The 22,588-nt window shown below is 75.8% G+C and carries 22 protein-coding genes; 10 read left to right on the top strand and 12 right to left on the bottom strand.

Features of this window, described 5'->3' with window-relative positions; all coding sequences use genetic code 11:
- Positions 1-4: 4 nt before the first annotated feature.
- Positions 5-808: a hypothetical protein gene (locus OO57_RS43810; protein ID WP_158715119.1), complete on the bottom strand. Its 804-nt coding sequence runs from the start codon at positions 806-808 to the stop codon at positions 5-7.
- A gap of 206 nt (positions 809-1,014) precedes the next feature.
- On the opposite strand from OO57_RS43810, the gene OO57_RS14345 reads away from it, so the two are divergent.
- From OO57_RS14345 to OO57_RS14335, 3 genes are all read left to right on the top strand, one after another.
- Positions 1,015-1,266: a DUF6479 family protein gene (locus OO57_RS14345; protein WP_051777571.1), complete on the top strand. Its 252-nt coding sequence runs from the start codon at positions 1,015-1,017 to the stop codon at positions 1,264-1,266.
- Between the two features lie 148 nt (positions 1,267-1,414).
- Positions 1,415-1,951: a hypothetical protein gene (locus tag OO57_RS14340; RefSeq protein WP_158715118.1), complete on the top strand. Its 537-nt coding sequence runs from the start codon at positions 1,415-1,417 to the stop codon at positions 1,949-1,951.
- A gap of 15 nt (positions 1,952-1,966) precedes the next feature.
- A complete protein-coding gene (locus tag OO57_RS14335) occupies positions 1,967-3,202 on the top strand; it encodes a PP2C family protein-serine/threonine phosphatase (protein ID WP_051777569.1) in 1,236 nt (411 codons plus the stop codon).
- A 109-nt stretch (positions 3,203-3,311) separates the two neighbouring features.
- Here the strand turns inward: OO57_RS14335 and OO57_RS14330 are convergent, their stop codons facing one another.
- Both OO57_RS14330 and OO57_RS14325 read right to left on the bottom strand, forming a co-directional pair.
- Positions 3,312-3,482 (bottom strand): hypothetical protein, encoded by a 171-nt coding sequence (locus tag OO57_RS14330; RefSeq protein ID WP_033252788.1) that lies wholly within the window; start codon positions 3,480-3,482, stop codon positions 3,312-3,314.
- An 86-nt stretch (positions 3,483-3,568) separates the two neighbouring features.
- Entirely contained in the window at positions 3,569-5,770 is a 2,202-nt protein-coding gene (locus OO57_RS14325; protein WP_033252787.1) for a catalase, read from the bottom strand.
- A gap of 168 nt (positions 5,771-5,938) precedes the next feature.
- On the opposite strand from OO57_RS14325, the gene OO57_RS14320 reads away from it, so the two are divergent.
- From OO57_RS14320 to OO57_RS14310, 3 genes are all read left to right on the top strand, one after another.
- Positions 5,939-6,901, top strand: a complete 963-nt coding sequence (locus tag OO57_RS14320) for an SDR family NAD(P)-dependent oxidoreductase (RefSeq protein WP_285678807.1) — start codon at positions 5,939-5,941, stop codon at positions 6,899-6,901.
- A gap of 62 nt (positions 6,902-6,963) precedes the next feature.
- Complete coding sequence (locus tag OO57_RS14315) at positions 6,964-8,151, top strand: alcohol dehydrogenase catalytic domain-containing protein (RefSeq protein ID WP_033252785.1); 1,188 nt, start codon at positions 6,964-6,966, stop codon at positions 8,149-8,151.
- Between the two features lie 96 nt (positions 8,152-8,247).
- Complete coding sequence (locus OO57_RS14310; protein WP_033252784.1) at positions 8,248-8,970, top strand: Mut7-C RNAse domain-containing protein; 723 nt, start codon at positions 8,248-8,250, stop codon at positions 8,968-8,970.
- 30 nt (positions 8,971-9,000) lie between these two features.
- Here OO57_RS14310 and OO57_RS14305 read toward each other — a convergent pair whose 3' ends face one another.
- The 5 genes from OO57_RS14305 to OO57_RS14285 form a co-directional block, all read right to left on the bottom strand.
- Positions 9,001-9,966, bottom strand: a complete 966-nt coding sequence (locus OO57_RS14305; protein WP_033252783.1) for a TIGR03557 family F420-dependent LLM class oxidoreductase — start codon at positions 9,964-9,966, stop codon at positions 9,001-9,003.
- A gap of 27 nt (positions 9,967-9,993) precedes the next feature.
- Positions 9,994-10,476, bottom strand: a complete 483-nt coding sequence (locus OO57_RS14300) for a hypothetical protein (RefSeq protein WP_033252782.1) — start codon at positions 10,474-10,476, stop codon at positions 9,994-9,996.
- On the bottom strand, positions 10,473-12,977 hold the full coding sequence (locus OO57_RS14295; protein WP_051777567.1) for a molybdopterin oxidoreductase family protein: 2,505 nt from the start codon (positions 12,975-12,977) through the stop codon (positions 10,473-10,475). The genes OO57_RS14300 and OO57_RS14295 overlap by 4 nt, the downstream gene beginning before the upstream one ends.
- A gap of 124 nt (positions 12,978-13,101) precedes the next feature.
- Positions 13,102-13,617, bottom strand: coding sequence for a CinA family protein (locus OO57_RS14290; RefSeq protein WP_081973672.1), 516 nt, complete (start codon positions 13,615-13,617; stop codon positions 13,102-13,104).
- A complete protein-coding gene (locus OO57_RS14285) occupies positions 13,614-15,080 on the bottom strand; it encodes an aminotransferase class I/II-fold pyridoxal phosphate-dependent enzyme (RefSeq protein WP_033252852.1) in 1,467 nt (488 codons plus the stop codon). Before OO57_RS14285 ends, OO57_RS14290 begins: the two co-directional genes overlap by 4 nt.
- Before the next feature lie 255 nt (positions 15,081-15,335).
- On the opposite strand from OO57_RS14285, the gene OO57_RS14280 reads away from it, so the two are divergent.
- Both OO57_RS14280 and OO57_RS47210 read left to right on the top strand, forming a co-directional pair.
- On the top strand, positions 15,336-15,884 hold the full coding sequence (locus OO57_RS14280; protein ID WP_033252781.1) for a hypothetical protein: 549 nt from the start codon (positions 15,336-15,338) through the stop codon (positions 15,882-15,884).
- Positions 15,885-16,136: 252 nt separating this feature from the next.
- Positions 16,137-16,958 carry a phosphatase PAP2 family protein gene (locus OO57_RS47210; RefSeq protein WP_063737561.1) on the top strand — a complete coding sequence of 274 codons (822 nt, stop codon included), beginning with the start codon at positions 16,137-16,139 and terminating at the stop codon, positions 16,956-16,958.
- Here OO57_RS47210 and OO57_RS14270 read toward each other — a convergent pair.
- Positions 16,906-17,247 carry a VOC family protein gene (locus OO57_RS14270; RefSeq protein WP_033252780.1) on the bottom strand — a complete coding sequence of 114 codons (342 nt, stop codon included), beginning with the start codon at positions 17,245-17,247 and terminating at the stop codon, positions 16,906-16,908. The two genes, OO57_RS47210 and OO57_RS14270, sit on opposite strands and share 53 nt — an antisense overlap.
- Before the next feature lie 243 nt (positions 17,248-17,490).
- Here OO57_RS14270 and OO57_RS14265 point away from each other — a divergent pair, with 243 nt between their 5' ends.
- A complete protein-coding gene (locus tag OO57_RS14265) occupies positions 17,491-18,027 on the top strand; it encodes a GNAT family N-acetyltransferase (protein WP_033252779.1) in 537 nt (178 codons plus the stop codon).
- A 25-nt stretch (positions 18,028-18,052) separates the two neighbouring features.
- On the opposite strand, the gene OO57_RS14260 is transcribed toward OO57_RS14265, so the two are convergent.
- The 3 genes from OO57_RS14260 to OO57_RS14250 form a co-directional block, all read right to left on the bottom strand.
- The gene (locus tag OO57_RS14260) at positions 18,053-19,753 is read right to left on the bottom strand and encodes a serine/threonine-protein kinase (RefSeq protein ID WP_051777601.1); all 1,701 of its coding nucleotides are present in this window, start codon (positions 19,751-19,753) and stop codon (positions 18,053-18,055) included.
- A gap of 271 nt (positions 19,754-20,024) precedes the next feature.
- The gene (locus OO57_RS14255; RefSeq protein ID WP_033252778.1) at positions 20,025-20,690 is read right to left on the bottom strand and encodes a DUF4232 domain-containing protein; all 666 of its coding nucleotides are present in this window, start codon (positions 20,688-20,690) and stop codon (positions 20,025-20,027) included.
- A gap of 204 nt (positions 20,691-20,894) precedes the next feature.
- On the bottom strand, positions 20,895-21,431 hold the full coding sequence (locus OO57_RS14250; protein WP_033252777.1) for a MarR family transcriptional regulator: 537 nt from the start codon (positions 21,429-21,431) through the stop codon (positions 20,895-20,897).
- Positions 21,432-21,522: 91 nt separating this feature from the next.
- Between OO57_RS14250 and OO57_RS14245 the strand changes: the two genes are divergently transcribed.
- Positions 21,523-22,584, top strand: coding sequence for an ABC transporter substrate-binding protein (locus OO57_RS14245; RefSeq protein ID WP_234337338.1), 1,062 nt, complete (start codon positions 21,523-21,525; stop codon positions 22,582-22,584).
- Positions 22,585-22,588 lie beyond the last annotated feature (4 nt).

Raw genomic sequence — 22,588 nt, 5'->3', positions numbered from 1 at the left:
CCGGTCACCCCGCCTTCGTCTTCTTGGCGGACGCCCGTGTCCCGGTGCTCTTGCGGGCGGACGCGGTACCGGTCGACTTCCGTCCGGAGGCCGACGAGGCGGTCCGTTTGGCGGCCGTGGACTTCCGCGGCGCCGCCGCCTTCTTCGCGGTCTTCTTCGCGCCGGTGCCGCTTCCGGTCGAGCGGGAGCGGGAGGCGGTGGACGCCGTGCCGCTCTTGGCCCGCGACGGGCGCTTCGTGCCCCCGCCGGCCCCGCCGCTCGCGCGGGAGGCGCTGCTGCTGCTGCTGCTTCGCGAGGTGCGTCGCCGGGGCGGCGGCTCCTCCTCGGCCTCCTCCGGTTCGTCCTCGGCCTCGTCCTCGGCCTCGTCCTCGGCCTCCTCCGGCTCCTCGGCTTCCTCGGCCTCGTCCGGTTCCTCCTCGGCCTCCGCCTCGTCCGGCTCGGGCTCCTCCTCGTCCGGTTCCTCGCTGTCGTCCGGCTCCACCTCGTCCTCGTCCGGTTCCTCGTCGTCCCGGCCGCGTCCCGCAGTACGGTCGCGGACGGCTTCGGTCTGCTGCTGCAGACGGTCGGTGAGCGCGCCCATCCGGTTGCCCGCGGCCGTCACCAGGGCGTTCTTGCCCGCTTCGGTGAGGTCGCCGCGCATCTCGTCCACCAGGCCGCGCAGTTGCGGTGAGGACTCCATGAGCTGCCCGAACAGCACGCCCGGATTGGTGCTGAGTTTCTTTCCCGCCGCCATGCCCGCCAGGGCCAACGCCCAGCGGGCCTTGCGCCAGCGCCCGAGGAAGTAGCCCGCGACCACAGCAGTTGCCAACTTCGAATTCTTCATCGGATACCCCGTAGAAGGAGTCGGACCGGTCCTGGTGGCCGCCCCTCTTCGACAGTCGTACCGCCTACCCGGAGCGCGGAACACAACACACCGATATCCGGACCTATCGGGCATTCATTCCGACCGCACCGGGTAGGCGGGGTGCGACGCGGGCCCGATCGGACCGGCCCGCCGGAGCGAAGGAGCAGGTCATGACGGTCGACGTGGTACTGGCGGCGGAGTCGAGCGGCCCGTCCCTTCTGGTGATGGTCATTCCGGCGCTGATCATCGTCGCCGCACTGATCGGGGCGTTCGTGTGGGGCAGTCGGCGGCGCGCCCGGCGGCGCCCCCCGGCGGGGCCCGGGCCCGCGGCCCCGCGCTCCGACTCCTGGAGCACGCCGGAGGGCGACGGGCCGGACCGTCCGGAGCCGACCGTCCCCCCGCGGGGCCCGGACGGCCACTGACCGACACGGCCGTCGACCGACACGGAAGCCGCCCGGCGCGCACCGCCCGGGCGGCTTTTGCGGGGATCGACCCGTTGGGCGCCGGAATGTCGGGCATACGTGCGACGTATCCGGAGGCTTTCGGCGATCGAGGAGGCGGTCAGCGGTGATGCTGCTGTGTCTGGGGGTGGTGGCGGGCTACGCGCTCGGCGGGCTGCTGACGGCCCGGACGGTCTTCCGGCGGGGACGGGCACGCTTCCTGCGGGCGGGCGGTGCCCGGGCGGCGGCCGACGAGCGGCGGGTCGGCACGTTCGAGCGGCAGGAGCGGCAGCAGACCGAGGCGTTCGCGTTGTGCGCGGGCGCGCTGTGGCCGGTGGCGCTGCCCGTGCTGGCGCTGCACGGCCTGGTCGGGGCGGTGGCCCTGGACCGCGGCCGCCCCGCCGCTCCGGCCGCCGCCCGGCCGGACCCGCAGGAGGTCACGGCCCGCATCGAGGAGCTGGAGCGCGAGCTGCAGCTGGGCCCGCACGCCGGGCCCGCCCCCCGTACGGTCGAGCACCGGGCGGTGGAGCACCGAGCAGTCGAGCACCGAGCGCCCGCCCACCGTACGGCGGAGCGGCGTATGCCCGAGCGGCGTACGCCCGAGCGTCGTACGCCCGAGCAGCGTCCGGCCGGGGCGGCGCGGTCCCGGCGTCCACGATCGGTTTGAGAATCGGTTCGAGAGATGCCTGACGAGACCGGGACACCGTCCCTGAACCTCGGTGAGCAACTGCTGGAGCAGTTCCTGACCGCGGGCCGCACCCTCGACCCGGGGGAGGCGCCGCGCTTCGCCGAGCAGTACACCCGGACGCTGGGGCTGGGGTCGTCCGCCGTGTACCTGGCCGACATCCAGCAGCACCGCCTGGTGGCCCTCGCCGAGGGGCCGGACCTGCCGATCGACGGGACGCTGGCGGGCTGGGCGTTCCGGACCGGGACGATGCGGGTGGCCGAGGACCCCGACTCCGGGCTGCGGGTCTGGTTCCCGCTGAGCGACGGGGCCGAGCGGCTGGGCGTGCTGGGGCTGCGGACGCCGTCCCTGGACCGGGAGGCGGTCCGGCGCTGCCGACTGCTGGCCTCGGTGCTGGCGATGGTGATCACGTCCAAGCGGGACACCAGCGACAGTTACGCGCACGGCACCCGGGCCGACACCATGAGCCTCCCGTCGGAGATGCTGCGGGCCTTTCTGCCGCCGCGCACGATCTGCACCGACCGGGCGATCTCCACCGCCGTCCTGGAGCCGGCCTACCGGTTGGGCGGGGACGCGTTCGAGCACTCGCTGGCCGACGGGGTGCTGCACGCCGCCGTGCTGGACGCGATGGGGCACGACCTGGCGTCCGGCCTGACCGCCGCGCTGGCGCTGGGCGCGTGCCGCAACGCCCGCCGCAACGGCGCGGACCTGCCGGACCTGGTCGACACGATCGACCGGGCGCTGCACGACTGGTTCCCGGACCGCTTCGCGACCGGCGTGTTCCTGCGGCTGGACGTCGCGACCGGCACCCTGCACTGGGCCAACTGCGGCCACCCGCACCCGCTGCTGATCCGCTCCGGCGAGGTGGTGCCCGGCGCGCTGGACGGGCCGGGCGAGCTGCCCCTGGGGCTGAGCCACTACACCGACGTGCCGCGGACGGTGCGGACCTTCTCGTTGAAGCCGGGCGACCGGCTGCTGATCTACAGCGACGGGGTGGTGGACGCGAAGGGCTCGAACCACGAGTTCTTCGGCCTGGAGCGGTTCACCGACTTCGTGATCCGGGCGGCGGGTGCCGGGGAGACGGCGCCGGAGACGCTGCGCCGGCTGATGCACGCGATCCTGGAGCACCAGGACGAGGGGCTGACCGACGACGCCACCATCATGATGATCGAGTGGCAGCCGCTCTCGCCGCCGCTGCTGGACGACACCCGCCCCCGCGTCTCCCGCTGGTGAGCCCGTTTTTACGCACACGTACGCCTTTTACGCACACGTACGCCGACGGCGGAGGCTGTGGACCTCCGCCGTCGGCGTCGTTCGTCGTTCGTCGGTACCGCCGGATCCGCTACCAGCGGTACCAACGTCCGCGGCCGCCGGTCGCGTTGGTGCCGCGGGCGAGGAAGCCCACCAGCCACACGACGAGCACGATGACCGCGACCCACCACAGGATCTTCACCGCGAAGCCCGCGCCGAACAGCAGCAGGGCGAGGAGCAGGACCAGCAGAAGCGGAACCACGATTTGTCCTCCTTCGTATCAGTACGTCCGCCGTCTGCCCGCTGATCGTTCACCCATGCCGCCTCCGGTAGGAAAATCCGCCCGGTTCAGCTCTGCGCGGGCGGCGGGAAGCGGTCCCAGACCCGGTGCCCGGCGAGCAGGTCCGCGAGGTCGCGCAGGACCTGCACCGGGTCGGTGCCGAGGACGACGCCGGGCCCGTCCGACGGGAGCCCGGCCGCGGTGAGGGCCTCGCGGGCGTCGCCCCAGCCGCCGATCGCCTTGGCGTGCCGCCAGGCCTCGTCGAGCAGCAGGGCCAGCCGCGGGTCGAGGACGGCGTGCGGCCCGGCGGCGCGGGCGTCGCGGGCGGGGGCGGCGTCGGCGGCGGGCGCGGGGGCCCCGGCCAGCAGGACGGCGTCGAACTCGACGGAGCGGGCGGTGGCGAAGCTGCGCTGCACCCGGGCCGGGTCGCCGCCGGTCGGGGCGACCACCAGCGGCACCAGGTCGGCGGCGAGGGCGGCGTCGCGGACGGCGTCGAGGGTGGCGGGGTCGGCGTCCGGCCCGGTGAGGATGCCGACGGTGCGCCCGGCGACCGGCCAGCTGCGGCCGAGCTGGGAGAGCGCGGGGCTGGGCTCGGCGGGCCCGTCCGCGGGGTCCCCCTCGGGGGCGGGCAGGCCGAGGGCGGCGGCGACCTCGGCGCACAGCCGTCCGTCGATCCGGGCGAGGACGCGCAGGCTGCGTTCGCGGACGGCGGGCTCGGTGCACTTGCCGAGCTCGAAGCCGTAGGCGTTGATGATGTGCTCCTGCTCGACGGGCGTCATGCTGGCCCAGAACAGCCGGGGCTGGCTGAAGTGGTCGTCGAACGAGGCGGGCAGCTCCCGGACCTTCCTGGACTCCGGGACGGGCTGCGGGTGCTCGACGAAGGCCCGCTCGTCGGTCCCGGCGAAGAACGGGCAGCCGCCGTCCAGCGAGTTGGGCTTGTAGGGGGCGACGCCGGTGTGCACGGCGTCCTGGTGGAAGCCGTCGCGCAGCATGTCGTTGACCGGCGCGTGGGTGCGGTTGATCGGGATCTGCGCGAAGTTGGGGCCGCCGAGCCGGGTGATCTGGGTGTCGAGGTAGGAGAACAGCCGTCCGGCCAGCAGCGGGTCGTCGGTGACGTCGATACCGGGCACCAGGTGGCCGGGGTGGAAGGCGACCTGCTCGACCTCGGCGAAGAAGTTGGTCGGGTTGGCGTGCAGGGTCATCAGGCCGAGCGCCTGCACGGGGGCCAGCTCCTCGGGGACGATCTTGGTGGGGTCGAGCAGGTCGATGCCCTCGAAGGTCTGCTCGGGGGTGTCGGGCATGACCTGGACGCCGAGCTCCCACTGCGGGAACGCCCCGGCCTCGATCGCGTCGTACAGGTCGCGGCGGTGGTAGTCGGGGTCGGCGCCCCCGATCAGCTGGGCCTCGTCCCAGGTCAGCGAGTGGACGCCGAGCTTGGGCTTCCAGTGCCACTTGACCAGGCAGGTGGCGCCCTCGGCGTCGACCAGGCGGAAGGTGTAAATGCCGAAGCCCTCCATCGTCCGGTAGGAGCGCGGGATGCCGCGGTCGGACATGTTCCACAGGGTGTGGTGGGTGGCCTCGGTGTGCAGCGAGACGAAGTCCCAGAAGGTGTCGTGGGCGGACTGCGCCTGCGGGATCTCCCGGTCGGGGTGCGGTTTCGCGGCGTGCACCACGTCCGGGAACTTGATCGCGTCCTGGATGAAGAACACCGGGATGTTGTTGCCGACCAGGTCGAACACGCCCTCGTCGGTGTAGAACTTGGTGGCGAAGCCGCGGGTGTCGCGGACGGTGTCGGCGGAGCCGCGCGAGCCGAGCACGGTGGAGAACCGGACGAAGACGGGCGTCTTCGCCCCGGCGGCGAGGAACCCGGCCTTGCTGATCCCGGCGCCCGCGCCGTAGCTCTCGAACACGCCGTGCGCGGCGGCGCCGCGGGCGTGCACCACGCGTTCCGGGATCCGCTCGTGGTCGAAGTGGGTGATCTTCTCGCGCAGGTGGTGGTCCTGGAGCAGGACGGGGCCGCGCGGTCCGGCCTTCAGCGAGTGGTCGGAGTCCGGCAGCCGGGTGCCCTGCGCGTTGGTCAGGTACGCACCCTCCTGCGCGCGGACCGGGCCGTCCGTCCGCGGGCCGCGCCCGGTGGCCGAGAGGGGCGCGGGCGCGGCCTGGTCGGGCTTGGGCGGCAGCGGCGGGCGCGGCTCGACCGGCTCCTCGACCGTGGGCTCGCCGGAGCTCGGCGCGCCGGGCAGGTCGGGGCGGGTGTCGTCGGCAGTCATGGGAGTCCTTCCGGAACGTGGACGTGGAGGGGCGTTACCGACGCGGCTAACCGGTCGGGGCCGAACGGAAACGGGTGAATGTCCCCATCCATCTCTTATCGCCCCGTTTCCTCCCCTGCACCTCGGGCAGGCGCGGCGCAGTCGGATCCCCGAGGAGAGGTGGCGGCCGTGGAGCGGACGGATTTCGCGGACCGGGCGGCGCTGGTCACCGGCGGGTCGCGCGGGCTGGGCCTGCTGGTCGCGGAGGAGCTGGCCCGGCGCGGCTGCCGGGTCGCGGTCTGTGCCCGGGACGGCGCCGAACTGGCCTTCGCAGAACGCAGGTTGGCCCGGCTGACGACCCGGCGGGCGGCGCTGGAGTGCGACCTGTCGGTGCCGGGCGCGGGGCGGGCGGTGGCCGCGGAGGCCGCCGAACGTCTGGGGCGTCCGCTGGACCTGCTGGTGAACAACGCGGGGGTGATCCAGGTCGGGCCGCTGTCGGCGCTGGTCGAGGAGGACTTCCGGCTCTCCTGGGACGTCATGGTCGCGGCGCCGCTGGAGCTGGTGCTGGCGGTGCTGCCGGGGATGCGCGAGCGCGGCGCCGGGTCGGTGGTGAACATCGCCTCGATCGGCGGGCCCGTCCCCGCGCCGCACCTGCTGCCGTACGTGACGGCGAAGGCCGCGCTGGCGGCGTTCTCCCGCGGGCTGCGGGTGGAGCTGGCGGGCAGCGGGGTGCGGGTGACCACGGTGGTGCCGGGGCTGATGCGGACGGGTTCGCACCGGGCGGCCCGGTTCTCCGGCCGGGCGCCGCTGGAGTACGCGTGGTTCGGCACGGCGGCGAGCACGCCGCTGCTGTCGATGGACGCGGGCCGGGCGGCGCGCCGGATCGTGCGGGCCGCCGAGCGGGGGCGGCCCGAGCTGGTGCTGACCCCGGCGGCGAAGCTGGCGGTGCGCCTGCAGGGGGTGGCCCCGGCGACGTTCGGGGCGCTGCTGGGCGCGGCGGGCCGGCTGCTGCCGGGGCCGGGCCGGGTGGCGGAGCACGACCTGCCGGGCGAGGACGCCTCCCGGCGCACCGGGCGGCTCGTCCCGGTCCTGACCGCGCTCGGCGACCGGGCCGGGCGGGGGAACAACGAGCCCGGCCCGCAAGCGGGTTGACCCCTCGGCTCGACCCTTCGAGTCGACCCTCGACTCGATCCCTCGAACGGAAGGAGCGCGTGATGCGTGCGGTGACCTGGCAGGGCAGGCGGGACGTCCGGGTGACGGAGGTGCCCGACCCGATGGTCGAGGACCCCTCGGACGTGCTGGTGGAGGTGAGTTCGACCGGCCTGTGCGGCTCCGACCTGCACCTGTACGAGGTGCTCGGGCCGTTCCTCGACCCGGGTGACGTCCTGGGCCACGAGGCGATGGGCACCGTCCAGAAGGTGGGCGGCGCGGTGCGGACGCTGAGCCCGGGCGACCGGGTGGTGGTGCCGTTCAACGTCAGCTGCGGCACCTGCCGGATGTGCGCGGACGGGCTGCACTCGCAGTGCGAGACCACCCAGGTCCGCGAGTACGGCAGCGGTGCGGCGCTGTTCGGCTACACCAAGCTGTACGGGCAGGTGCCGGGCGGGCAGGCCGAGCTGCTGCGGGTGCCGTTCGGCGACACGCTGCCGGTGAAGGTGCCGCAGGGACCGCCGGACGACCGGTTCGTGTTCCTCTCCGACGTGCTGCCGACGGCCTGGCAGGCCGTCGAGTACGCGGCGGTGCCGGAGGGCGGCACGCTGCTGGTCCTGGGCCTGGGGCCGATCGGCGAGATGTGCGTGCGGATGGCGCTGCTGCGGCCGGGCGTGCGGCAGGTGATCGGCGTCGACCTCGTCCCGGAGCGGCTGCAGCGGGCCCGGGAGCGCGGCGCGGTGGTGCTGGACCTGAACGACCGGCCGAAGCAGCTGCCGCAGGCCGTCCGCGACCTGACCGACGGGCTGGGCCCGGACAGCGTGATCGACGCGGTCGGCATGGAGGCGCACGGCTCCCCCGCCGCGACCGCGGCGCAGCGCGTCACCGGCCTGCTGCCGGACGCGCTGGCCCGGGCGCTGATGCAGAAGGCCGGGGTGGACCGGCTGCACGCCCTGCACCTGGCGGTGGAGCTGGTGCGGCGCGGCGGGACGATCTCGGTGGCGGGCGTCTACGGCGGCGCGGCCGACCCGATGCCGCTGCTGACCATGTTCGACAAGCAGGTGCAGCTGCGGATGGGCCAGGCCAACGTGCGCCGCTGGACGGACGAGCTGCTGCCGCTGCTGACCGACGCCGACCCGCTGGGCGTGGACTCCTTCGCCACCCACCACCTGCCGCTGGACGAGGCCCCGGAGGCGTACGCGATGTTCCAGCAGAAGCGGGACGGCGCGGTGAAGGTGCTGTTCCGGCCCTGACCGCGCCGCTGGCGGTGGCGGTGGCGGTGGCGGCGCTCCCGGCAGCGGCGGGCGGCGGCCGGAAAACCGCTTGGGGGCCGCTGGCATGCTGGTGCCGTGGAGAGACCGGAGATCTGGATCGAGTTCGCCCCCGACCTGCACCCCTTCGTCGGCTCCCGGCACCGCGGCGGGCCCGCCGCGGTGCGGACCGACGGCACCTCGTCGCTGGGGCACGTGGTCGAGTCGCTGGGCGTCCCGCTCACCGAGGTCGGCGAGCTGCGGATCGACGGCGCCCCCGTGCCCGTCTCCCGGGTCGCCGGGCCGGGCGCGCGGGTCGCGGTGCTCGGGGTGACCAGGCCGCAGCGGCTGGCCGGGCCGGTCCGCTTCCTGCTCGACGTCCACCTGGGCACGCTGGCCCGGCGGCTGCGGCTGCTCGGCGTCGACGCCGCGTACGAGAACGTGGACATCGGCGACCCGGCGCTGGCCGCGCGGTCGGCCGCCGAGCAGCGGGTGCTGCTCTCCCGCGACCGGGGCCTGCTGCGTCGGCGCGAGCTGTGGGGCGGCGGCTACGTCTACAGCCACCGGCCGGCCGAGCAACTGCGCGACGTGCTCTCCCGGTTCGCGCCGCCGCTGGCGCCGTGGACCAGGTGCACCGCCTGCAACGGCCCGCTGCGCGCCGCCGCCAAGGAGGCGGTGCAGGGCCGGATCGAGGACGGGACCGAGCGTTCGTACGACGTCTTCGCGCAGTGCACGGAGTGCGGCCAGGTCTACTGGCGCGGGGCGCACCACGCGCAGTTGGAGGCGGTCGTGGCGGCGGCGGTCGCCGAGTTCGGCGGCTGACGCCCCCGGGTCCCCACGGTCGGGTGCGTCTCACCGGGCGGCGCGCAGCGCGGGCAGCAGTTCCCGCTCGGCCCAGTCGAGGAACGCGGGCTGGCTGTCGCCGCCGACCTGGATCAGCGCGAGTTCGTCGAACCCGGCCTCGGCGTAGGGGCGGACGGCGGCGAGGAAGTCCTCGACCCGGTCGCCGCACGGGACGGATTCGGCGACGTCCTCGGGCCGGACGTACCGGCTGGCGGCGGCGAACCCGGCGGTGCCGGGGAGGTCGGCATTGACCTTCCAGCCGCCGCCGAACCAGCGGAACTGCGCGTGGGCGCGGGCGACGGCGGCGTCCCGGTCGCGGTCGAAGCAGACCGGCACCTGGCCGACCGCGGGCTTGCCCGCGCCGCCCGCCGCGGCGAAGGCGGTGAGCAGTTCGCGCTCCGGCTGGACGGCGATCGCCAGGTCGGCGAGCCGTCCGGCGGTCGCGCAGGAGACCGGGCCGGAGACGGCGACGCCGATCGGCGGGGGCTGCTCGGGCAGGTCCCACAGTCTGGCGCCGTCGACCTGGAAGTGGCGTCCGTGGTGGGTCACGTACCCGCCGTCGAACAGCGCCCGGATGATCTCCACGGCCTCGGCCAGCATCTCCTGCCGGACCGCGACGGGCGGCCAACCGCGGCCCACCACGTGCTCGTTGAGGTTCTCCCCGCTGCCCAGGCCGAGCCGGAACCGCCCGGCGGAGAGCAGTTGCACGGTGGCGGCCTTCTGCGCCACCACCGCCGGGTGGTAGCGGACGGTCGGGCAGGTCACGTACGTCATCAGCGGCAGGGTCTCGGTGGCCTGGGCGGCCGCGCCGAGCACCGCCCAGGCGTAGGGGGCGTGGCCCTGCTCGTCCAGCCAGGGGAAGTAGTGGTCGGAGATCACCGCGAAGTCGAACCCGGCCCGCTCGGCGAGCGCCGCGTCGGCGACCAGGTCGCGCGGGCCGCGCTGCTCGGTCATGAGGGTGTATCCGATGCGCATGCTTGGCTCCTCGTTCGGGTGGTGCGGTCAGCTCGCGGTGAGCAGTTGCGGGGCGAGCGTCTTGGTCAGGGTGTTGGTCCAGCGCATCTGGCGGAGCGTCTGCGGGTGGCAGCGGCTCGCCAGGGCCAGCAGTTCGCCGTCCCGGCCGGCCTGCGCGGCCTGGGCGAGCATCTCCCAGTGCAGCGAGTTGCGGACGGCGGCGAGGTGCAGGGCGGCCAGGGTCTCCAGCAGGTCGGGGAGGCCGTCCGGGCGCGGGGCGAGGTCCCGGGCGGCCTTGCGGCGCAGCCGGGTCAGGGCGGGGCTGTCCGGGGCGGCGGGCAGGTGCAGGCCGCGGTCGGCGGCGGTGGCGGCGATCAGGCGGGCGTGTTCGGCGGACCAGCGGGCGGTGTCGGTGGCGACGTGGTGGAACTCGTGCTCGGCGGCGTGCTCCTCGGCGGCGGCCAGCAGGTCGTCGTGGAGGGCGAGTTCACCCTCGTGCAGGGTGCGCAGGACGGCTTCGACCGGGTTCACGGGGTGGCCTCCGGTGCGGGTGGGGCGGGTGGGGATGCGGGTACGGATGCGGCCTCCTGCCGTGCGGGCCGCTGGTCGGCGAACGCGTCGGGGCCGCCGGTGGTGGGGGGCGCGGCGGCGGGGTCGGCGGGTGCGGCGGCGCCGGTGGTGGGGGCGGGTGCGGGGGTGCCGTCGGCGGGGGCGAGCCGGGTGAGGCGGGCGGCGGCGGTCTTGTAGAGGGGCTGCTTGGAGACCGGGTCCCAGTCGGTGGGGGTGGTCTCGTTGGCGGCGCGCCCGCCGTCGGGGCCGGGGCCGGTGCGGCCGGGGGTGTCCCAGTAGCCGTAGTGGAAGGGCAGGAAGAGCAGTCCGTCGCGCAGCGCGGTGACCCGCAGCCGGGCCCGGACGGCGCCGCGCGCCGTGGCGACCTCGACCAGGTCGCCCTCGCCGAGGCCGCGCCGGTGGGCCTCCCCGGCGCCGATCTCGACCCACATCTCGGGTGCGGCGGCGGCGAGTTGGGGGGTGCGGCCGGTCTTGGTGCGGGTGTGGAAGTGGTAGAGGGTGCGGCCGGTGGTGAGCTGCAGCGGGTACTCGGGGCTGACGTCCTCGTGCAGGGGCAGGTGCTCGGCGGCCTTGAGCACGGCCCTGCCGTCCGGGTTGAGGGCCCGGTACTCGGTCTCGGAGACGGCGGCGCCGGTGACCAGGTCGCGTCCGTAGGTCTCGCAGGTGTCGGGGGCGGCCCAGGAGATGCCGTCGGTGTAGAGGCGTTCGGTGCCGTCGGGGTGCTCGGCGTCGCAGGGCCACTGGACGCCGCCGCGCTCGCGCAGCAGCGCGTAGCTGAGGCCGGTGTAGTCGCAGGGGCGTCCGGCGGAGCAGCGCTGCCAGGCGGCGAAGGCGCCGGGCGCGTCGTGCCAGCCGATCAGCGGGGCGCCGTCGCGGTCGCGGAAGTCCATCCGGAGGGCGTAGTCGAGCAGGATGGCGAGGTCGGAGCGGGCCTGCCCGGGCGGCTGGACGGCCTGTTCGCAGAGGTGGACGGTGCGGTCGGCGTTGGTGAAGGTGCCGGTCTTCTCGCCCCAGGTGGCGGCGGGCAGCACGACGTCGGCGAGCAGCGCGGTCTCGGTCGGGTAGAGGTCCTGGACGACGGTGAACAGCCCTTCGGCGCGCAGGATCTCGCGGATCCGGGCGAGTTCGGGCAGCGAGACCGCCGGGTTGGTGCCGGAGATCCACAGCAGTTTGACCGAGCCCTGTTCGGCGTACCGGAAGATCTGCATCGCGGGGGTGGGCGGGCCGTGGTGCGGGATGCGCTCGGGCTCCACGTTCCACAGCTCCGCGAGTTCGGCGACGTGTGCGGCGTTCTCCCAGTTGCGGAAGCCGGGCAGGTCGCCGTCGGCGCCGCACTCACGGGTGTTCTCGGCGGTCGGCTGGCCGTTCATCTGCAGCACCCCGCAGCCGGGGCGGCCGAGCATGCCGCGCACCAACTGGATGTTGTTGACCTGGACGGCCGCGGCGGTGGCCTGGTGCGACTGGTAGACGCCCTGCAGCACGGTCGACAGCAACTTCCGTGCCCCGCCGAGCAGTTCGGCGGCCCGCCGGATCTCCCGGGCGGGAACGTCGCAGATCCGCGCGGCCCACTCGGGCGTGCACGTCGCGACGCCCGCGGCGAGCTCCTCGTACCCGACGGTGTGCGCGTCCACGTACGCGTGGTCGATCCGGTCGGTGCGGACGAGTTCGTGCAGCAGGGCGTTGAGCAGCGCGACGTTGGTGCCGGTCCGGGGCGCGAGGTGCACCTCGGCGCGGGCGGCGACGGGCGTGGGCCGCGGGTCGACGCACAGCAGCCGGGGCGGCTCGGGCCCGGCGAGGCGGTCCAGGACCCGCATCCACAGCACCGGCTGGGTCTCGGCCATGTTGTGGCCGTACAGCGCGAGCGTGTCGCAGTGGTCGACGTCGGTGTACGAGGCGGGCTGGCCGTCGCAGCCGAAGGTCTCCTTGAGCGCCTCGGCGGCGGTGGCGGTGCACAGCCGGGTGTTGCCGTCCAGGTGGTTGGTGCCGATGCCCGCGCGGGCGATCACCGCGAGCGTGTAGTACTCCTCCAGGAACAGCTGCCCGGAGGTGTAGAAGCCGATCGAGCCGGGGCCGTGCGCGTCCAGCAGTTGCTCCGTCCGGTCGACGACCAGGCCCATCGCGGTGTCCCAGTCGCTCTCCTCCAGGCGGCCGCCGCGTCGCACCAGGGGCGTGGTGAGCCGGTCGGCGGCGTGGTTGGCCTGCCAGCCGAACAGGTCCTTGGGGCCGAGCCGCCCCCGGTTGACCCGGTCGTCGGCCCGGCCGCGCACCCCGACGATCCGGCCGTCGCGCACCGCGACGTCCATCGCGTCGCCGTTGGAGTGCAGCAGCGAGGCGGCGGGCACCCAGCGGTCCACGCCCGTCCCGGTCAGGTGGGTGTCCTGGCGCACCGGCCACGGCTGCCCGGGCCCGTAGGGGGTGCGGTCGCCCCAGGGTTCGGCGATCCGGTCGATCCGGTCACGCATGCTTCCGCCCTTCTCGGCGTTCGGTTCCGCCCTTCTCGGCGCTCGGTTCCGCCCTTCCCGGCGCTGTGGCCCGACGGCTGGCGCGTGTACCCGGGGGTGCGCGCGGCACACTCGCCGCGGCCGTTCAGCCCCCGGGGCGCAGCGCGTCGCGCAGCAGCCGCAGGGCGGCCTCGACCGCGGTGGCCCGGACGTCGGCGGGCCGGTCGGTGGGCGGTTCGGGGTTGGCGGTGCGGGTGCCGTCGGGGCCGCTGACGGCGACGTGCACGGTGCCGACGGGGCGCCCGTCGTGCGGGGCGGGCCCGGCGGCGCCGGTGGTGGCCAGGCCGTAGGTGGCGCGGGTGAGGGCCCGGGCGCCCTCGGCCATCTGGGCGGCGACCTCGGGGTGGACGGTGCCCTGGTCGGCGACCAGGGCCCGGTCGACGCGCAGCAGCCCGGTCTTGACCTCGGCCGCGTAGGCGACGACGCCGCCGAGGAAGACCCCGCCCGCGCCGGGGGCGTCGGCGAGGGCGGCGGCGAGCCGTCCGGCGGTGAGCGACTCGGCGGTGGCGACGGTGTGCCCGGCGGCGGCGAGCGCGGCGGTGACCTGCCGGGCCAGGACGGCGCCGTCGGGCAGGCCGGGCCGGGGCGCGCCGGTGCTCACGGCTCGCGGGCGACCTTGACGGTCGCCAGGTCGGGGTCGGCGCTGTCGGGGACGAGCATGCCCGCGTCCAGCCCGGTGCGCAGGTAGTCCAGGACAGCCTCGTTCAGGCGTTCGCCGGGGAGGACGGCGGGGATGCCGGGCGGGTACGGGGTGAGCATCTCGGCGGCGATCCGGCCGGACGCCTTCTCCAGCGGCACCTGCTCGGTCGGGCCGAAGAACGCGTCGCGCGGCAGGTCCGCCTGCTCCAGCCGCAGCCCGCCCGGGTCGGGGACGCTCACGGGGGTGGCGGGGCGCAGGGTGGGCGCGGCGGCGACGAGTTCGCGCAGGCCGTGCAGCAGGGCGTCGGCGGTGGTGGCGTCGTCGGCGTGGGTGAGCTGGGCGCTGATCCGCCGGTGGTCGCAGACGTGCAGGGTGAGCTGGTGGTACGAGCGCAGCCAGTCCCCGGCCCGGTAGCCGGTGGTGCCGAGCGCGGAGACGTCGACGATGACCTGCAGCGGGTCGAGGTCGGCGGCCAGGTCGGGCCCGCAGAAGTCCTCCCGGCCGTGGACGTGCAGTCCGTCGAACGCGTCGATCCGCTCGCGGACGTCGGCGGCGAGCGCCAGCGCGGCCCCGTACAGCTCGCGGCCGTGCTGGACCATCTGGCGGCGCCAGCCGTCGAGCGCGGCGTAGATCAGGGTGGAGGGGCTGGTGGTGCCGAGCAGGTCCTCGCGCTGCTTGAGGGTGTCGGGGGCGACCAGGTCGCCCCCGAGGTGGAAGACCGAGCTCTGTTCGAGCGCGGAGCCCATCTTGTGGACGGAGGTGACGCACACGTCCGCCCCGGCGTCCATCGCCCACTGCGGCAGGTCGGGGTGGAAGGGCAGGTGCGCGCCCCACGCCTCGTCCACGATCAGGGGCTTCCCGGCGGCGTGGCAGACCTCGGCGATGCCCGCCAGGTCGGCGCAGGTGCCGTACGGGGTGGGCGAGGTGACCAGGGCGCCCTTGACGTCGGGGTGCCGTTCCAGGGCGGCCCGGAACGCCTCGGCGCGCGGCGGGTGGGCCAGGTGCAGGTCGGCGTCCCAGGAGGGGTCGACCCAGACCGGGCGGATCCCGGCCAGGATCAGCCCGGCCACCACCGACTTGTGGGCGTCCCGGCCGACCAGCAGTTCCTCGTGCGGCCCGGCGACGGAGAGCATCGCGGCCTTGACCGACAGCGAGCTGCCGCAGGTGGAGAAGAAGGTGTGCTCGGCGCCCACCGCCTCGGCCATCAGCGCCTGGGCGTGCGGCAGGATGCCGCGCGAGTCGGTGCGGTCGTCGAGTCCGCCGGAGGCCAGCACGTCGGCCCGGAACACGTCCGCCCCGAGGACCGCCAGGACGCGGGGGTCGGCGCCCCGTCCCTGCTTGTGCCCGGGCGGGGTGAAGACGGTCAACGGGTTGGCGTGGAAGGCCGCGAGGGCCTCGAGCACCGGCGCTTGTGACTGGTCCATGCGGGCGCGTCTGCCCCTGGCCTGGGCGACGAAACGGGCCCGGCGGGCGGCGGTGCGCACCGCCTGCCGGTGCCCGGGCGCCCCGGCCCGTCGTCCTCACGCCCTGTCCTGCCCCTGCCCCTGACCCCCTCCGCCACCGGGGCGGGGGGGCCGGAGGTGCCTCCGGATCGGCTCGGCTACCCTTCAGCGCACCCCGGTGATGCGGGGCCGTCCGGGCGCGGTGTCCGGGCGCGGAGGGGGACGGGAGTCGGGGACGTGGACGAGCAGGAGCGCTCCGGGCAGCCGGTGGCGGCCGGACGGGTGCTGCCGGGGTGGCTGCGCGGGCGGGCGGCGCGCTGGGGCGGCGGGGTCGCGGTCGCGGCGCTGCTGGTCGGCGGCGGGGCGGCGGCGGTCGCGGCGGCCGGGCAGCACGGGGAGCACGGGCACCACGGGGAGCACGGGCACCACGGGGAGCACGGGCACCACGGCGGGAAGACCTCGGCCCGCGGCGGGGAGCGCGACGGGCGGCGGCACGACCGGGGCGGGCGCGAGGGCCCGGCCGAGCAGCGCAAGCAGGAGCAGCTGGAGCGGCGGCAGGGCGGTCCGGCCCCGGCGCCGCTGCCCTCGCTGGCCGCCGCCGACGCGGTGCTGAAGGCGGCCGCGGCGGTGCCGGGCGGCCGGGTGGAGTCGCTGCGCACGGTCGCCGCGGCCGACGGCGGCCGGGCCTGGCAGGCCGTGGTGCTGGGCCCGGACGGCGTCCGGCACCTGGTGACGGTGGACGGCACCACCGGCGAGCCGACCGGCAACACCGTCCTCGGCGGCTGACGCCCGCCGCGTCCCCTGCCCGCCCCCTGCTTACCCGCCCCGGTGGCGGACGGGGGGTTTCCCGGGGGCGTCTGCAGGACTTCGGGGACCGTCCGGCAGGGCTGGGCCCATGCTGGTGTCGACGGTGCCGCCCGGCTCCGGCGCTTCGCGGAAAGGCGCTTCGACGATGCTCTCCCCCTCGCTGCCCATCCGGCCGGGGCGCGCCCCCGGCTGCTCCGTCCCGGAAGCGGACCGCCGCCGGGCCGTGGCCCGGTGACCGGCGCGGACCTGCGGCGCCCCGCCGCCCTCGCCGCGGCCTGCGGCGGGGCGTTCGCACTGCTGGCGGTGGTGCTGGCGGCGCACGGGTGGCGGCCGTTCGGGTTCGAGGCCGCAGCGGTGCGCTGGGGCGTGGCGCACCGGCCGGAGGGGGCGCGGTCGGCGGCGGTCGCGGTGACGGCGCTGGGCACCGACGTCTTCCCGTACGTGCTGGCGCTGGCAGCGGGTGCGGTGTCCGTCCGGACGGGCGGGCCGTCCGGACGGCGGGGGCGGCGGACGGCGGCGGTGCTGTTGGCGCCAGCGGGGTGGCTGGTGGCGGGGCAACTGCTGCGGCAGGGCCTGATGCGGGGCTTCGCCCGCCCGCGGCCGCCCGCGGCGGGCTGGGCGTTCGACGCCTCGTGGTTCGCGTTCCCCTCGGGGCACGCCTTCACCTCGGCCCTGTCGGCAGGACTACTGGCCTGGGCAGTGGCCCGGGCCCGTCCCCGGGCGGCCCGCGCCGCAACAACGGCAGCAGTCCTGTTCACCGCCGCGATCGGCGCCACCCGGGTCTTCCTGGGCGTGCACTGGCCGCTGGACGTACTGGGCGGCTGGCTGCTCGCGGGCTGCTGGCTGGCACTGGGAGCGTGCCTCCTCCCGGCCCTCCCGACCCTCCCGGCCCTCCCGGCCCTCCCGCCCGACCCGGACAGCCACCGTCGCCGGCCCCGGCCTCCCCAGGACGACGACCGCACCGACCACAGCCGTCGACGAGTAGCGGCGACCGCGCTCCTCAGTGAACGCAGAACTCGTTGCCTGCCGGGTCCTGGAGGACCGTCCAGGTGAGGCCCGGGATGCTGTGCTCGCCGACGACGCTCGCCCCCAGCGCGACCAGCCGCTCCACCTCCCCCGCCATGCCGGTGCCGGGCGCGGCGGCGAAGTCGACGTGCACCCGGTTCTTGCCCCGCCGTTCCTCGGCCACCCGCTGGAAGCCCAGGGCCACCGGCTGCGCGCCGACGATGACGAAGTCGCCGTGGTCCTCGGCGATCTCGCCTCCCAGCGCGGTGGCCCACCACCGGGCCAACTCCTGCGGTTCCGCACAGTCCACCGTGATCATCGCTGCTGCCAGGCTCATGACCGCCACCCTAGTCGGCGTCAGGCGGCCTTCCCTCCTTGCCCGCCACCGGGCGGGAGGGGGGCGATCGCCGCACCGGCCGAAAGCCCGAGCACACCCGGTACGAGGAGTTCCGTCCGGCACGCCGCGAGTACGCGCTCCTGGCCACGGCCGCCGACGGCCCGCGGAACCGGGCGTGCGGGTCACGGCGTCCACCTACCTGCTGGTCCGCCGGGGCGGACGCGAGTAGTGGAGGGGTCGCGCATGGCCGTCGAGTTGCAGCGTTGCACCGTCCTCGGCCCGCGGGTCCGGCGGGTCCTGCTGGAGGTGTACGCGGATGTGCGGGCCCCGCTGCTCCACGAGCCGAACTACCGGGTCGCGGCGTTCGCCGAGCGCCTCGACGGGCACGCCGCCGCGCCGGGCTTCGTCCTCGTCCTCGGCCACGACGGCGGTGCGCCGGTCGGCTACGCCTACGGGAACACGGTCGGGCCCGGCGACCGGTACTGGCGGCGGATGGCCGAGCCGCTGCCGGACGGCTTCACCGACGAACCGGTGCTCGCCGTCCGGGAGATCGGCGTCCGGGCGCCCTGGCGGGGCACCGGGGTCGCCCGCCGGATCCACGACGCGCTGCTGGCCGGTCGGGCGGAGGGGCGGGCGGCCCTGATGGTCAATCCGCTGGCGGGCGGGGGCAAAGTGCAGCGGCTGTACGAGGGGTGGGGCTACCGGCCGTTCAACTCCCAGCGGGCGTCGGAGGTTTCGCCGGAGCTGGTGGTGATGATCCGCTCCGCGGCGGTCGGCTGACGGCCGGTCACCGCGGCGGGGCGGGTCAGGACTTCATCACCTTGAGGACCTTGCCGGTGGCACCCGCGGTGAGGTAGCCGCCGCCCCCGTAGTCGTCGGACAGGTAGTAGCGGACGGTGATCTCGTCGGCGAACCAGCCGTAGGTGATGATCAGGTAGCGCGACTCGGGCGCGGGCACGCCGAGTTCGTCCTGCGCGGTGGCCATCACGGTCGGGAGCTGGTTCCAGTCGATCTTCTGCAGGTCGACCGGCTTGTCCCGGTCGCTGGTGAGGCCGCCGGTGGCGCGGGTGACCTTGCCGTCCCGGTAGGTGACGGTGTCGTAGTGCTTGGGGTTCTCCTTGGTCAGCACCTTGGCGGTGGCGAACTCCGGGTAGACCACCATCTCGACCACGGTCGCCCCGCCGGTGGACGAACGGATCGCGTCGACCATCCCGCGGGCCCCGTCCGGCGTCAGCAGGTCGCCGCCCGCGGCAGGCCCGCCGGTCGCGCCGGTCGCGCCGGGCGTATCGGACGCCTCGGGCGCGGGGCTCTCCCCCGCGGGCGGCGGGGCCCCGGTGGTGGCGGGGCCGGTGACCTTCGTGACGGGGATGCGACCGCCCTCGGCCTTCTTCGTGTCGAACAGCTTCGGCACGAGCGTCCACCCCAGCAGCCCGACCACCGCGACCCCGGCCACCGCCACCGCCAGCACCGGCCCGGTGCGCCGCCGCGACGGCCGCTCCGGGCGCACCGCCTCGGTCGGGGCGTACGGGCCGCTGGGCGGGTACGGGCCCGTCGGGCCGGTCTGCGCGTACGGGAGGACGCCGTTGGTCCCGGTCGGGGTGTACGGGGGCGGCGTGTTGGTCTCGGTCGGCGAGAAGGCGGGGCTGCCGCCGAGGGTGCCGTCGACGCCCTGCTCGGCGGCGGCGAAGAGCCGGTCGAGGCGGACGGCGTCGGGCCGCCCGGCCGGGTCGCGGGAGAGCAGCGCGGTGAGGGTCGGCCCGAGCGCGCCGGAGCGGACCGGCGGCGGCAGCGGCTGGTCGAGGACGGCGGCGAGGGTGGCGATGCTGGTGGCGCGGCGCAGCGGGTGGTGGCCCTCGACGGCGACGTACAGCGTCATGCCGAGCGACCACAGGTCGGAGGCCGGGTCGCCCTCCTGGCCGCGGATGCGTTCGGGGGCGATGTACTCGGGCGAGCCGATCAGGGCGCCGGTGGCGGTGAGGCTGGTGGACTCGCTGAGCGCGGCGATGCCGAAGTCGGTGAGGACGGGCGTGCCGTCGGTGCGCAGCAGCACGTTGCCGGGTTTGACGTCGCGGTGCTGGATCCCGGCGGCGTGCGCGGCGGTGAGCGCGGAGAGCAGGCCGCGGCCGATCCGGGCGGCCTCCTGCGGCGGGAGCGGGCCGCGGGTGATCCGGTCGTGCAGGGAGCCGCCGGGGACCAGCTCCATCACCAGCCAGGGGTGGGCGAGTTCGGGGTTGTCGACGATGTGGTGGATGGTCACCACGTTGGGGTGCTGCAGCCGGGCCAGCGCCCGCGCCTCGCGCAGGACGCGCTCGCGCAGCTCGTGCGCGGCCGCCGGGTCGGCGGCGAGCATCGCCGGATCCGGCGGCCGGACCTCCTTGAGCGCGACCTCCCGCTCCAGCAGCGTGTCCCTGGCCCGCCAGACCAGGCCCATCCCGCCGCCCCCGAGCCGCGCGAGCAACTCGAAGCGGCCGTCGATCAGTTGGCCGCCCGGCCCCGCTGTCGTCATGCCGCCCATCGTAGGGGCTCCGGCCGACACCCTTCGAACGCGCCCGCGCCCGTTCCCGCACCTCACGGCCGTGGTGGACGAACGACCCGCCCCGGCAGCCGAACCGCTCCCGGCCCCAGTCCCAGGGCCGGGGCCGGGGCCGGGGCCGGGGCCGGATGGTCACCGGACCGTTCCCGGCGTACGACGGGCGGAGCCGCACCGGCAGGACGCGGCCGGCCACGATCCGGCGGGCCCGTGGCGACGGGGGTGGCGGGGTCCCCGGGGGTGGCGGTCAGGAGGTGGCCTCGAACGGGCGGACCGTGAAGTCGGCGCAGACGTTGAGGGTGTCGTTGTCGACGCCGCCGGTGACCGGGACCTGCACCTGCTCGGTGGTGTCGGGCAGGATCAGCGAGACCTTGGAGCCGGTGACCGGGCAGACCAGGCGGCCGGAGGCGCTGCCCTCGAAGTTGACGTTGGGGAAGAGCAGTTGGGCGTCGGCGGACTTGCCGGGCTGGAGCGTGACGGTGGCGGGGGTGCTGCCCGTCTCGCGGACGGCGTCCAGCGGGGCGGACTTGCCCTGGTCGTCGGCGAGCCGGACGCCCGGGAAGCCGGTCAGGGTGCAGGCCTTGCCGGAGGTGTTCCGGGCCCGGACGGTGGCCAGGGCGGAGGACTTGTCGGTGGCGTGGTCGTTGGGGCCGGTCACGGTCAGCTCGACGTCCCCGGCGGTGCACTTGGCGCTGCCCGCCCCCTTCGCGGAAGCGGTCGCGGCGGCACTCGCGGCGCTCGCGGGGCTGCCGGTCGCGGCGGCCGGAGCCCCCGGGGCGGACACGGCGGCGGACGCGGCGGCGGTCGGGGCGGCGCCCGCGGTGGCGGTGTCGTCGTCGTTGCAGGCGGTGAGGGTCAGCCCGGCGAGGAGGGCGACGGCGGCGGTGGCGGTCAGACGGATGACGGTGCGCATGGCGGTTCTACCTCGGTGGGGGTGGACGGGCGGTCCGGAGCGGACCGGGTGCCTTCCCCGAAGTTGTATCGCGCCAAGATCCACAGCCGCGTCCCCCGCCCGTCACAGCCGCGTCACGGGCCGGGGGCAGAACGGACGCGGGCGGACAGAACCGGCGCCGGGCCTGCCCGATGAGGCATCGTCGGACGAAAGGCACCCGGCGGTTCAGAGCGCGGCGAGGCGGGCGAGCGGGCCGCCGGGGTCGGCGATATCAGGGAGGCCGGGAAGGTCGGGAAGGCCGCAGGCGGTGCGGACGGCGGCGTCGTGCGCGGCGGCGAGGGCGTCCAGGCGGGCGAGGCGGGTGCGGCCGCGGCGGGAGAGGTGGGCGGTGATCCGGCGGCGGTCCTGGTCGTCATGGCGGCGGTGGACCAGACCGGCGTCGGCGAGGGCGTCCACCAGTCGGCTCAGGCTGGCCTGCGGGATGAGCAGGGCCTGCGCCAACTCGCCCATCGTGCGGCCCCGTTCGTCGCTGAGGGCGCGCATCGCCCGCCACTGGTCGACGGTGCAGTCCTCCTCGGCGAGGGCGGCGGCCAGCCCGGCGGTGAGGCGGCGGTGGGCGAGCGCGACGAGCTCGACCAGCAGCGGCGCCGGAGCGACCGCGCCACCCGCGACCGCGCCACCCGCGACGGCGTCCTGCCCGGCCGCGCCCTGCCCGGTGGCGTCCCGCCCGATGGCCTCCTGCCCGGTGGCGTTCGCGGACATCCGGCCTCCCGTTCCGATCCCTTGCCGCGGCCCGCCGGGGTTCCCCGGGGGCGGGCGTCACGACCATACTCGCACCGGTGAGGACGGAGTGATGCTGGACGCCAGGCTGGTCGACCCGCTCGACGCGCTGCACCTGGGACGGGAGGACGGCGCGTTCCGGGTCGGCCTCGTCGTGCCGCAGTCCGGGACGCTCGGGCTGACCGGCCCGTCCGCGCTGGACGGCGCGCTGCTGGCCGCGCACGAGGTGAACGCGCGCGGCGGGGTGCTCGGCCGCCCGCTGGAGCTGGTGCTGGTGGACGGCGGGGGCGCGCCGCAGCCGGTGGCCGAGCAGGTGCGCCGTCTGCTCGCGGCGGGGGCGCTGGACGCGCTGGCCGGGTGCCACACCAGCGACGTGCACCGGGCGGTGGAGGCGGTGGCCGCCGAGCGGGTCGCGTACGTGTTCACCCCGCCGCACGAGGGCGGCTCCCGGCGGCCGGGAGTGCTGTGCACCGGCATCGCCCCGGCGGCCCAACTCGGCCGGGCAATCGGTGAGTTGGCGCAGCTGCACGGGGTGCGCCGGTGGGCGCTGGTCGGCAACGACTACATCTGGCCGCGCAACGTGCACCGGGCCGCGGCCCGGCTGGCGGCCGGGGCGGGGGGCCGGGTGGTACTGGAGCGGCGGGTCGCGTTCGGGGCGGTGGAGCGGTCGGTGGAACCGCTGCTGGACGGGTTGCGGGCCTGCCGCGCGGACGCGCTGCTGCTCAGCCTGATCGGGCGCGACCAGGTGGTGTTCCACCGGGCGCTGCGCCGCAGCGGGCTGGACCGGCGCCTGGTGCGGCTGTCCGGCTCGCTGGAGGAGAACGGCCTGCTGGCCCTGGGCGGTGACGGCACCGGCACGCTGTACGCGGCGATGCCCTCCTTCGCGTCCCTGCCCGAGGAGCCGCGCCAACTGCTGGCCGAGCGCCACCGCGCACTGTGCGGCCCGTGGGCGCCGGTGCTGGACGCGTACGCGGTGGGCCTGTACGAGGGCCTGCACCTGCTGGCGACGCTGGCCTCCCGCCGGACCCTGGAGCCCGCGGGCCTGGCCCGGGCGGCGGCTCCGCTGCTGCGCGCGGCGCGGCGCACGGTGCACCTGGCCCGGGCCGAGGACGCGGGCTTCACCGTCCTGACCTGAGCCG

The sequence above is a fragment of the Kitasatospora phosalacinea genome (assembly GCF_000717185.1).
GTDB classification, from domain to species: Bacteria; Actinomycetota; Actinomycetes; order Streptomycetales; family Streptomycetaceae; genus Kitasatospora; species Kitasatospora phosalacinea_A.
This window is presented reverse-complemented; position numbering and strand designations above follow the sequence as displayed.

Bases quoted from the DNA above. Each gene is read 5' to 3' on its own strand.
- OO57_RS14335 (WP_051777569.1), top strand. From the start codon at position 1,967: ATGCCTGACGAGACCGGGACACCGTCCCTGAACCTCGGTGAGCAACTG.
- OO57_RS14255 (WP_033252778.1), bottom strand. From the start codon at position 20,690: ATGCGCACCGTCATCCGTCTGACCGCCACCGCCGCCGTCGCCCTCCTC.
- OO57_RS14245 (WP_234337338.1), top strand. From the start codon at position 21,523: ATGCTGGACGCCAGGCTGGTCGACCCGCTCGACGCGCTGCACCTGGGA.
- OO57_RS14315 (WP_033252785.1), top strand. From the start codon at position 6,964: ATGCGTGCGGTGACCTGGCAGGGCAGGCGGGACGTCCGGGTGACGGAG.
- OO57_RS14260 (WP_051777601.1), bottom strand. From the start codon at position 19,753: ATGACGACAGCGGGGCCGGGCGGCCAACTGATCGACGGCCGCTTCGAG.
- OO57_RS14325 (WP_033252787.1), bottom strand. From the start codon at position 5,770: ATGACTGCCGACGACACCCGCCCCGACCTGCCCGGCGCGCCGAGCTCC.
- OO57_RS14295 (WP_051777567.1), bottom strand. From the start codon at position 12,977: ATGCGTGACCGGATCGACCGGATCGCCGAACCCTGGGGCGACCGCACC.
- OO57_RS14305 (WP_033252783.1), bottom strand. From the start codon at position 9,966: ATGCGCATCGGATACACCCTCATGACCGAGCAGCGCGGCCCGCGCGAC.
- OO57_RS14345 (WP_051777571.1), top strand. From the start codon at position 1,015: ATGACGGTCGACGTGGTACTGGCGGCGGAGTCGAGCGGCCCGTCCCTT.
- OO57_RS14250 (WP_033252777.1), bottom strand. From the start codon at position 21,431: ATGTCCGCGAACGCCACCGGGCAGGAGGCCATCGGGCGGGACGCCACC.
- OO57_RS14340 (WP_158715118.1), top strand. From the start codon at position 1,415: ATGCTGCTGTGTCTGGGGGTGGTGGCGGGCTACGCGCTCGGCGGGCTG.
- OO57_RS14265 (WP_033252779.1), top strand. From the start codon at position 17,491: ATGGCCGTCGAGTTGCAGCGTTGCACCGTCCTCGGCCCGCGGGTCCGG.
- OO57_RS14270 (WP_033252780.1), bottom strand. From the start codon at position 17,247: ATGAGCCTGGCAGCAGCGATGATCACGGTGGACTGTGCGGAACCGCAG.
- OO57_RS14285 (WP_033252852.1), bottom strand. From the start codon at position 15,080: ATGGACCAGTCACAAGCGCCGGTGCTCGAGGCCCTCGCGGCCTTCCAC.